Origin of the sequence: Pseudomonas sp. 34 E 7 (genome assembly GCF_900005715.1) — a bacterium.
Lineage (GTDB): Bacteria > Pseudomonadota > Gammaproteobacteria > Pseudomonadales > Pseudomonadaceae > Aquipseudomonas > Aquipseudomonas orientalis_A.
The window spans coordinates 1-8,505 of the sequence record NZ_CVTX01000046.1; the positions used below are offsets into that span (position 1 = coordinate 1).

Here is an 8,505-nt window from a genome sequence, read left to right on the forward strand (position 1 = left end):
CCGCCGATGAACAGGTAGTCCGGCAGTACCGCACCGAAGCGGCCGGTGACACCGCCCGCCGCTTGCAGGATGTTGTACTGGCGACCGATCAGGCTTTGCGCCTGGGTCGCGCTGAGCAAGGTCGGGCTGTTTTCCAGGGCCAGGGTCACGGTACCGCCATTGAGCGTGGCGGTGCCGCCGGCGACGATGCGGTCGCTGCGGGTGGGCGACAATTCCACCGCATAAGTCGAGCCTGCATCGAAGGTGACATTGCCCGCTACGTTCAGCGTGCCGATGGAGTTGCCCGGCGCCACAGTGCCGCCGCTTCTCGCGGTCAGCGAGCCGATACGCCCCGAGCCACCGACCACGCCGCTCTGGCTGACGGTCACGTCGGAGGTGAGCGAGCCGTTGATCGCCAGCAAGCCCTGGTTGACCAGGGTCGGGCCGCTGTAGGTGTTGGCGCCGGTCAGCACCAGGGTACCAACGCCCTGCTTGGTCAGGCCGCCATGCCCGGCGATGTCATTGCTCCACACATCCAGCCCGCAATGGATGTCGTTGCACACGCGCTGGGTCGGTTTGCCGGCATCCACCACCGCGCCAATGCCCGGCAGGTCGGCGACGAACTGGCCACTGCCATAGGCGCCGTCGATGCGGAACTCGGCCGGAATATCCTCGGCGGTAACGAACATCCCTGGGCCGTTGATCGCCTTGCCCAGGTTGATCATGCCCCAGCCATACAGCGAGTCGATGCCCGGCGCGCCAAGGTCGGTGGCGGTGGTCTTGAGCAGCGTGGAGATCTGGTCGCCACTCATGTACGGGAAGCGCTCCATCAGCACCGCCGCACTGCCGGCCACATGGGGCGCGGCCATGGAGGTGCCGTTGAAGTTGGCGTAGTCGTTGGTGAGGTTGTCCAGGTTGGTGCCGTTGATGATCGAACTGAAAATCTTCGTACCCGGCGCCGCTACGCAGAAACTCGCCGCATAGCCACAGCGCGAGGAGAAGGTGCTGATCACGTAGGGGTTGGCGCTCGTGGTGTCCGGGTTCTGCTGCAGGGCCGCCACCGATAGCCAGTTCGGCGCAATCTGCGGCACGAAATACGCCAGGCCCGAGATCGCATCCGGGTTGTTGCGGTTGTAGTCGTTACCGGCGGCAAAGATGGTCAGTACACCGCTGCGGGCCGCGTCGATCGCACCTTGATAGGCACCACCGGCAATCGTGCCGAGGATCGGCCGGATGTTGTTGAACTGCGCCTGGGCTTCATTGACCGTGAAGTTGGGGAACGCCGGATCGCGCCCGCCCTTGGCGTACTGATCGCCGATGCCGATGCCCCAGCTGTTGTTGATAATGCGCGCGCCGCTGGCGACCAGCGCGTCCCAACCGGCTTTGTACACCGCGCCATCGTTGCCCAGGATGATCCCATCTTCCGGGCCGGGGTCGCCGTTTTCGGCGCTGATGATTTGCGCGTTGAACGCCACGCCATGCATCGGCCCGCCGTCGCGGTTACCCGCCGCAATGCCGCCGACATGGGTGCCGTGGTTGCCCAGCTTGCCGTTGGAGCCCAGGGACGGCGTGCCGTCATAGCGAAACGCATCACCGGCCTTCACCGGGATGTACGGGTCGGTGTACTGGCGGATGCCCTCGGTGACGATCGTCACCACTTTGCCCGGGCTGGCGAATTCCGGATGCTGGGCGTACACCGGCTGGTCGAAGATACCCAGCTTGACGCCCTTGCCGGTGTAGCCGGCGGCATACGCGGTGTCGGCGTGCACGGCGCCCAGGCCCCAGTCGGCCTTGAACTCGTTGCTGCGCCAACTGGCGGCATCGCCCGGCTTGCCGGTTTCCACATAGGGTGCGGCCTGGGCGGTTTGCATGCTTGCGAGGCCGCTGGCCAGGCAGCACAGCAACGCGCCGTATGGCACGCGGCTCAACGCCTTGAGCGGATAGCCCGGCCCTGTGTGGAGGGCAATGGTGAACCCTGACTTGCGTTTTTTCACGGTGACCTTCCTTAGTTTTCTTATTGCCAGTAGGTGAATCACTTTCCCTGTGGGAGGGGGCTTGCCCCCGATAGCGGAGTGTCAGTCGCCGGATGTACCGGCTGACCCACCCTCATCGGGGGCAAGCCCCCTCCCACATTTGTTCTGTGGCGTGCCTTTAGAACTGCCAGTTCAGGCTCAGCCCCACGCCCTGGGTTTTCTCGCGCCCGCCCAATTGGCCGTTGTAATCCAGGTTGACCCGTGTCGACGGGCTCAGCGCCAGGCTCGCCTGCAGCCCTACCAACGCGGCGTCGCGCAGCAACGGTGCGCTGCGCACGGCAAAGGACGGCCCGCCGGCGACAAACGCCAGGTGTTCCTCGGATTCCACCGCCGTCAGGCTGTGCTGCCAGCCCAGCGAGCCGGACAGTTCCAGTTGTTGATGGTCGTTCAACGCCAGGGTTTTCAGTGCGCGCACGCCGAGGGTGCCGAGCACCGCATCACGTCGGTCATTGCCGCGCTCCAGGGCCGCCGCTGCGCCTTTTTCGTGGAACGAATCGCTGTCCAGGTGCACGTAGGCCAGGTTGGCGAAGGGTTCCAGTGCCAGCGGTTGCAGGTGAATGCGGTACGCCGCTTCGGTGAACAGCTGGGCGGTGCGCGCCTCCAGTTTGGTCTTTTGCTTGCCGCTGACCTCGCCGTATTGCAGGTCGCGCTTCACATCGCCACGATGCCAGCTGTAGGCACCGCCGACACTCAGGCGCCAGTCGCCCAGCTCACGCCCGGCATAGGCACCGAAGTGGTAGCTGTCGATGGACGCCGAGGAATGGGTGCCGCCGCCCATGTTCAATGAGCTGTCGCTGTAGCCGGCGACCACACCGACGCGGGTCTGTTCGTCCAGTGCGCCGTCGACACCCGCCAGCAAACCGCCGAGGGAGGTGGTGGAACCCGCCGTTTCACTGCGCGCATCCGACTTGCCCCAGGCGCCCAGGGCCTTGAACCACAGGTTGCGTTCACCGGCCACCGGCACATGGCGCAGGCGCTCGCCCACCGCGTCGCGCAACTGGCGGCTGTCGTTGATCAACATCGCGCCCACGGCCGGGTAGATCTCACCGGACAGTTGCTGCAAGCCCTGTTGCGCGGTGGCTATGGAGTCCGACTGCAGCAGGCTTTCGTACACCGGGTTGCCGGCCCCCAACTGCTCGGCGGCCGTGGCGACGGCGCGCTGGTTGCGGGTGGCGGCGACGCTGGCGAAGCTGGCGTCATTGCGCCCCACCGCCAGTTGCACGCCGTTGGCGGCGTAATCCAGCGTGCCGCCGAGGAACAGATAGTTCGGCAGCACCTGGCCGAACTGGCCCTGGATACCGCCGGCCGCCTCGAGAATCGAGTATTGCCGGCCGATCAGGCTCTGGGCCTGGCTCTGGCTTAATAATGTCGGGCTGTTTTCCAGGGCCAGGGTGACCGTACCGCCCCCCAGCACGGCCTTGCCGCCGGCGACGATGCGGTCGCTACGGGTGGGGGTGAGTTCAACTGCATAGGTGGAGCCTGCGCCCAGGTTCACATCCCCGGCCACCTGCAAGGTGCCCACCGAGTTACCCGGCGCCACGCGCCCGCCGCTGTTGACCGACAGCGCACCGATCCGCCCGGAGCCGCCGAGGGTGCCGCTGTCATTGACCGTTACGGCCGAGGTCAACGCGCCGTTCACCGCCAGCAGGCCGCCGTTGACCAGGGTTGGACCGCGATAGGTGCTGTCGCCGCTGAGTACCAGGCTGCCCGCGCCGGATTTGATCAGGCTGCCTTGGTACACGCGGTTCGCCGCTGCCTGATCACGCGCGCTGCCCACGGCGTAGTCGGTCTGGTCCTGCTGGCTGGCGCTGGCGCTCAGGCCGTTCTGCCAGCCCTTGTCGAGCAGGGTTTGCTGCCAGGCGCTGTGCTCGGCGCGGTCTTCGGCCTGGCGCTGGAGCAAGGCCTGGTCGGAGATGCTGTTACTCCACACATCGCCCTGCCCGGCCGCGAGGTTCACGTTCATCGCGCCGAGCAACTGCCCCGGCCCGTGCATCGCCCGGCCCAGGTCCGGCACGCCCCAGCCGACGATGGCGTTGGGGGCCTGGGTGATTGAGCCGTCCAGTTGCGTGGCGGTGGTCAACAGTACCTGCAGCGCCTGTTCGTTGGTCATGTAGGGATAGCGCTCCATCACCAGCGCCAGGGCGCCGGTGGCATGGGGCGCGGACATCGAGGTGCCGGATTTGACCCCATAACCGCCGTCCGGGATGGTGCTGTTGATCAGCGCACCCGGAGTGGAGATGCACCAGTATTTGGCGATGCCGCACTTGTTGTACTTCTGGTTGTTGGCCTTATCCAGCCCCGACACCGCCAGCCAGTGACCTTCCAGTTCCGGCTGGAAGTACGGCAGCGCCGAGCGCACGCTGGCATTCGCATAGCCGCTGTTGCCGGCGCTGAACACGTTGATCACGCCGGCCTTGGCCACATCCGCCGCCGCGTCCAGCCAGGTACCGCGGTTGTAGTGCTGGGCGTAGGCCGCGTGCAGGTCACCGAGGGTCTGGTAGCTGACGTCCTTGGGTTGGCTGCCCCAGCTGTTGTTGATGGCGCGCACGCCGGAGTCCACCAGGGCGCTGTACACCGTCTTGAAATACTTGGGGTCCGGGGTCGGGCCGAACAGGAAGCTGTCGTTGGCGTTGGTGTTGCCGACATACACCTGTGCGTTGTACGCCACCCCATGCATGCCCACGCCGTCGCGCGCCGCGCCCATGGTGCCGGTGACGTGGGTACCGTGGGAGTCGTTGTTCGGGTTGAGCGCGCCCGTGGTGCTGAAGGTACTGCCATCGACGTACGTGCCGCTGGCGGTGACCGGGTGGAAGCGCTCTTTGGACGCTTCGGGGTGATTGGCATCGAACCCCGAATCCAGCGCGCCGATTTTCACGCCCTTGCCGCTGATTCCGGCGGCATAGGCTTCATCGGCCTTCATGCGCCCCAGGCCCCAATCGCTCTGGTATTCGGCGGAACGCCAACTGGCGGGGTTACCCGCTTGGCCGATCTCGGTGTATTGCGCCTGCGCCGCAACGGACAACAGCAGCAATGAGCCTGCGGTGAAGGGTTTGAACCGTGGTGAATCGGTGATCATCCGTACACTCCTGTTTTATTGTTATGTCTTGCCCCTACCGCGTTCTCTCCGGGCCGAAGGCTTCGTCCACCTTGGCCAGGTCGGTGTCGCGCAGGTTGCCCGCGTAGTAATGCAATTTGGTCCAGGCCATCAGGTAGTCGTACCGCGCCTGGGCCAGGTCGCGGCGGGTGCTGTAGAGCTGTTGCTCGGCGTTCAACGCATCAAGGTTGACCCGCTCGCCGCCGAGGATGCTTTGCTTGGTCGACACCACCAGTGCCTCGGCGGAGGCCAGGGCCTTCTGATAGGCGCGCAGCTTGCTCACCCCCGACAGGCACGCACTGAACTGGCGGCGCAGTTCGATCAGGGTTTCGCGGGTCTTGCCTTCCAGTTCGTACTCGGCCTGCTCCATGGCGCGGCTGGCCTGGCGCGTGGAGGCCGAAATAGCGCCGCCGGCATACAGCGGCAGGCTGACTTCGACGCCGATGGTGTTGGTGTCGTAGCGCTGGTTGTAGGTGTTGCCGCTGTCCGATTCCTGCTTGCGCGAACTGGCGTAGGCGGTAATTTTCGGCAAATGCCCGGCGCGGTTGCGCTCCACTTCATAGCGCGCCACTTCCAGGGACTGGCGCTGCGAGGCCAGCACCGGGTTGTTGGTCAATGCCAGTTCGTGCCAGGTGGCATAGTTGGCCGGGCTCAGGCTGAACGCGGCGAAGCTCTGGTTCAGCGGTGCGAGGTCGTCGATGTTGACGCTTTGCACACCGATCAGCGCGCCCAGTTCGCGCAGGGAAGCATCCTGCTCATCCAGGGCCTGGATCTCTTCGGCGGTGGCCAGTTCATAGCGCGATTCAGCTTCCAGGATGTCCGTGCGCGTGCCCTCGCCCGCCTTGAACAAGTGTTCGTTCTGCTGGAACTGCTGCTCGAACGCTTTCTTCTTGGCGCGGGCGATGTCGATCTGGTCCTGGGCGAACAACGCCTGGGTGTAATAGCTCAACACCCGCACCAGCAGGGCCTGGCTCTTGTCGCGAAAGCTCTCGTCGGCGAACAGCGCCTGGGCCACGCCCTTGCGGTAGTTGGCGTAGGCTTCGTAGTCGAACAGCGGCTGTTGCAGGCTGAAGGTGGAACCGTAGCTGTTGTAGTTGCGGTCGTCGCGATAGCTGCCGCCACGGCCGTCGGGCAGGTGCGCTTCGGAATTATTGCGGCCCTTGTTGTAGTTGTAAGACAGCCTCGGCAACAGGCCGGCGCGGCCGATGGTGCGGTTTTCCAGGCCGGCGTCGCGCTCCTTGATCGCACCGAGGAACACCGGGTCGTTGCGCAGGGCCTGCTCGTACACATCGAACGGACCCATGGCGGCGTGGGCACTGGCGCAAGTGAACAGCAAGGCGATGAACACAGGCTTCATGTTCATTCCTCGGTCAACGCGGAGCCGGCGCGGTCCAGCAGCGGCTTGAACAGATAGTTGAGCAACGAGCGCTCGCCGGTGCGCACGAACATCTCGGCGGGCATGCCCGGCTTTATCACCAGGCCGTGGAGTGTTTCCAGCGCCGCCTCGCTGACGGTGGTGCGCAGCACGTAATAAGGCGCACCAGTCTTTTCATCGAGCATCTGGTCGGCGGAAATCAGGCTCACCTCCCCCGGCACGCGCGGGGTGCGGCTCTGGTTGAAGGCGGTGAAGAGGATGTCCACCGGCAAGTGCGTGCCGACCTTGTCCACCAAGTGCACCGGCAAATGCCCTTCCACCTCCAGGCGCGTGCCTTGCGGCACGATCTCCAGCAACGTTTCCCCCGCCCGCACCACGGCGCCCTCGGTGTGTACGCCGAGGTTGACCGCGATGCCATCGGCCGGCGCGTTGATTTCGCTGTGCTGCAGGTCGAACCCGGCGGAGGTGAGTTGCTGCTCCAGGGTCAGGCTGCGCAGCTGCGCGTCGGCCAATTGGCTGCGCACTTCCTTCTGGTATTCCTCGCTGTGCTGCTGCAATTTGAGGCGCGACTCGACAATACCCTGCTCGATGCGGCCACTCTCGCCGGCGTTCTGCGCCAGGTCCTGCTGCACCTGGGACAACTGGCGCTGGTAGTCCATCAGGCGGTTACGCGGGATGTAGCCGTTGTCGGCCAGCGGTTGCAGACTGCTCAGCTGGTCACGCAGGGATTGCGCCTGGGCAGTCAGGTCGCTGCGGGCACGGCGCATGCCGCCCAACTGCGACGTGGCGCCGTCGATGCTCGCCCGAATGCCGGCCTGCTCACGGGCAAAGGCTTCGCGCCGGCTGCTGAACAGTTGGCGCTGGCCTTCAAGTACCAGCGCCAGGGCCGGGTCGGGGTTGTCGCTCAGTTGCGCGGGGAAGCTGACGCCGGGCAAGTTGTCACGTTCACTCTGCCAGCGTGCGGCGCTGGCCCAGGCCATACGGTACTGGGCTTGCAGCGATTGTACGTCGGCCTGGTGCTGGGTCTGGTCAAGGCGAAACAGCGGCTGGCCTTGTTTCACCGCCTCGCCTTCGCGCACCAGAATCCGGCTGACCACGCCGGGGCTGAGGGTCTGCACGGCCTTGCGCTTGCCCGACACCACCACCGTGCCCTGCACCGGAATGCCTTGATCCAGCGGCGCCAGGCTGGCCCAGAGGAAAAACCCGCCGGCGCCGACCACGGTCAGCAGCCAGCCCATGCGCACGAAGAAGCGCGCGTCGTGTTGTTCGTAAATCATGCACGTATCCTTACTGCTTGACGCAAAACGTGTAGGAGCGAGCTTGCTCGCGAAAAGCGCACAGGCACTGTGGGTATCCAATCGGAGCGCGTCATCGTTGACGACTTTCGCGAGCCAGCTCGCTCCTACCGCCGGTTTTTTCCCTCGGTGCCTCGTGCTGGCCGGACAACGCGCGCAGCACGTCCTGGCTCGGTCCGAACGCCTGCAGCTGGCCTTCGCTGAGCACCAGCAACTTGTCGGCCTGGGCCAAGGCGGAGGAACGGTGCGTCACCAGCACCACGCTGCTGCCCTGGGCCTTCATCTGCATGATGGCGCTGGCCAGTGCCGCTTCGCCGACGGTGTCGAGGTTGGAGTTGGGCTCATCCAGCACGATCAGGCGCGGCCCGCCGTACAAGGCGCGCGCCAGGGCCACGCGTTGCTTCTGCCCGCCGGACAGGCCGCCGCCGTTGTCGCCCAGTACGGTGTCGTAGCCCTGGGGCAGGCGCAGGATCAATTCATGCACGCCGGCCTGTTGCGCCGCCTTCACTACCTGTTCCGGGTCGGCTTCGCGAAAGCGCGCGATGTTGTCGGCGATGCTGCCGCTGAACAGTTCGATGTCCTGGGGCAGGTAGCCGATATGGGGGCCAAGGTCATTGCGGTCCCAGCGGTGAATATCGGCGCCGTCCAGGCGCACGGTGCCGGCCAGGGTCGGCCATACCCCCACCAGCACCCGGGCCAGGGTGGACTTGCCCGAGCCCGAAGCGCCCA

At 65.5% G+C, this 8,505-nt stretch carries 5 protein-coding genes; all 5 read right to left on the reverse strand.

Annotated elements, in window-relative coordinates:
• A partial coding sequence (locus BFP96_RS01670; protein ID WP_139113308.1) for a S8 family peptidase occupies positions 1-1,973 on the reverse strand: 1,973 nt, incomplete at its 3' end.
• A 157-nt stretch (positions 1,974-2,130) separates the two neighbouring features.
• Positions 2,131-5,088, reverse strand: a complete 2,958-nt coding sequence (locus BFP96_RS01675; RefSeq protein WP_065935463.1) for an autotransporter serine peptidase EprS — start codon at positions 5,086-5,088, stop codon at positions 2,131-2,133.
• Between the two features lie 34 nt (positions 5,089-5,122).
• Positions 5,123-6,463, reverse strand: a complete 1,341-nt coding sequence (locus BFP96_RS01680) for a TolC family outer membrane protein (RefSeq protein ID WP_065897199.1) — start codon at positions 6,461-6,463, stop codon at positions 5,123-5,125.
• 2 nt (positions 6,464-6,465) lie between these two features.
• Entirely contained in the window at positions 6,466-7,758 is a 1,293-nt protein-coding gene (locus tag BFP96_RS01685; protein WP_065935464.1) for an HlyD family type I secretion periplasmic adaptor subunit, read from the reverse strand.
• A 91-nt stretch (positions 7,759-7,849) separates the two neighbouring features.
• Positions 7,850-8,505: ATP-binding cassette domain-containing protein (locus BFP96_RS01690; RefSeq protein ID WP_139113309.1), on the reverse strand; the 656-nt coding region annotated here is incomplete at its 5' end.

Excerpts from the sequence above, each read along its gene's own strand:
- BFP96_RS01675 (WP_065935463.1), bottom strand. The coding sequence starts at position 5,088 with ATGATCACCGATTCACCACGGTTCAAACCCTTCACCGCAGGCTCATTG.
- BFP96_RS01680 (WP_065897199.1), bottom strand. The coding sequence starts at position 6,463 with ATGAAGCCTGTGTTCATCGCCTTGCTGTTCACTTGCGCCAGTGCCCAC.
- BFP96_RS01685 (WP_065935464.1), bottom strand. The coding sequence starts at position 7,758 with ATGATTTACGAACAACACGACGCGCGCTTCTTCGTGCGCATGGGCTGG.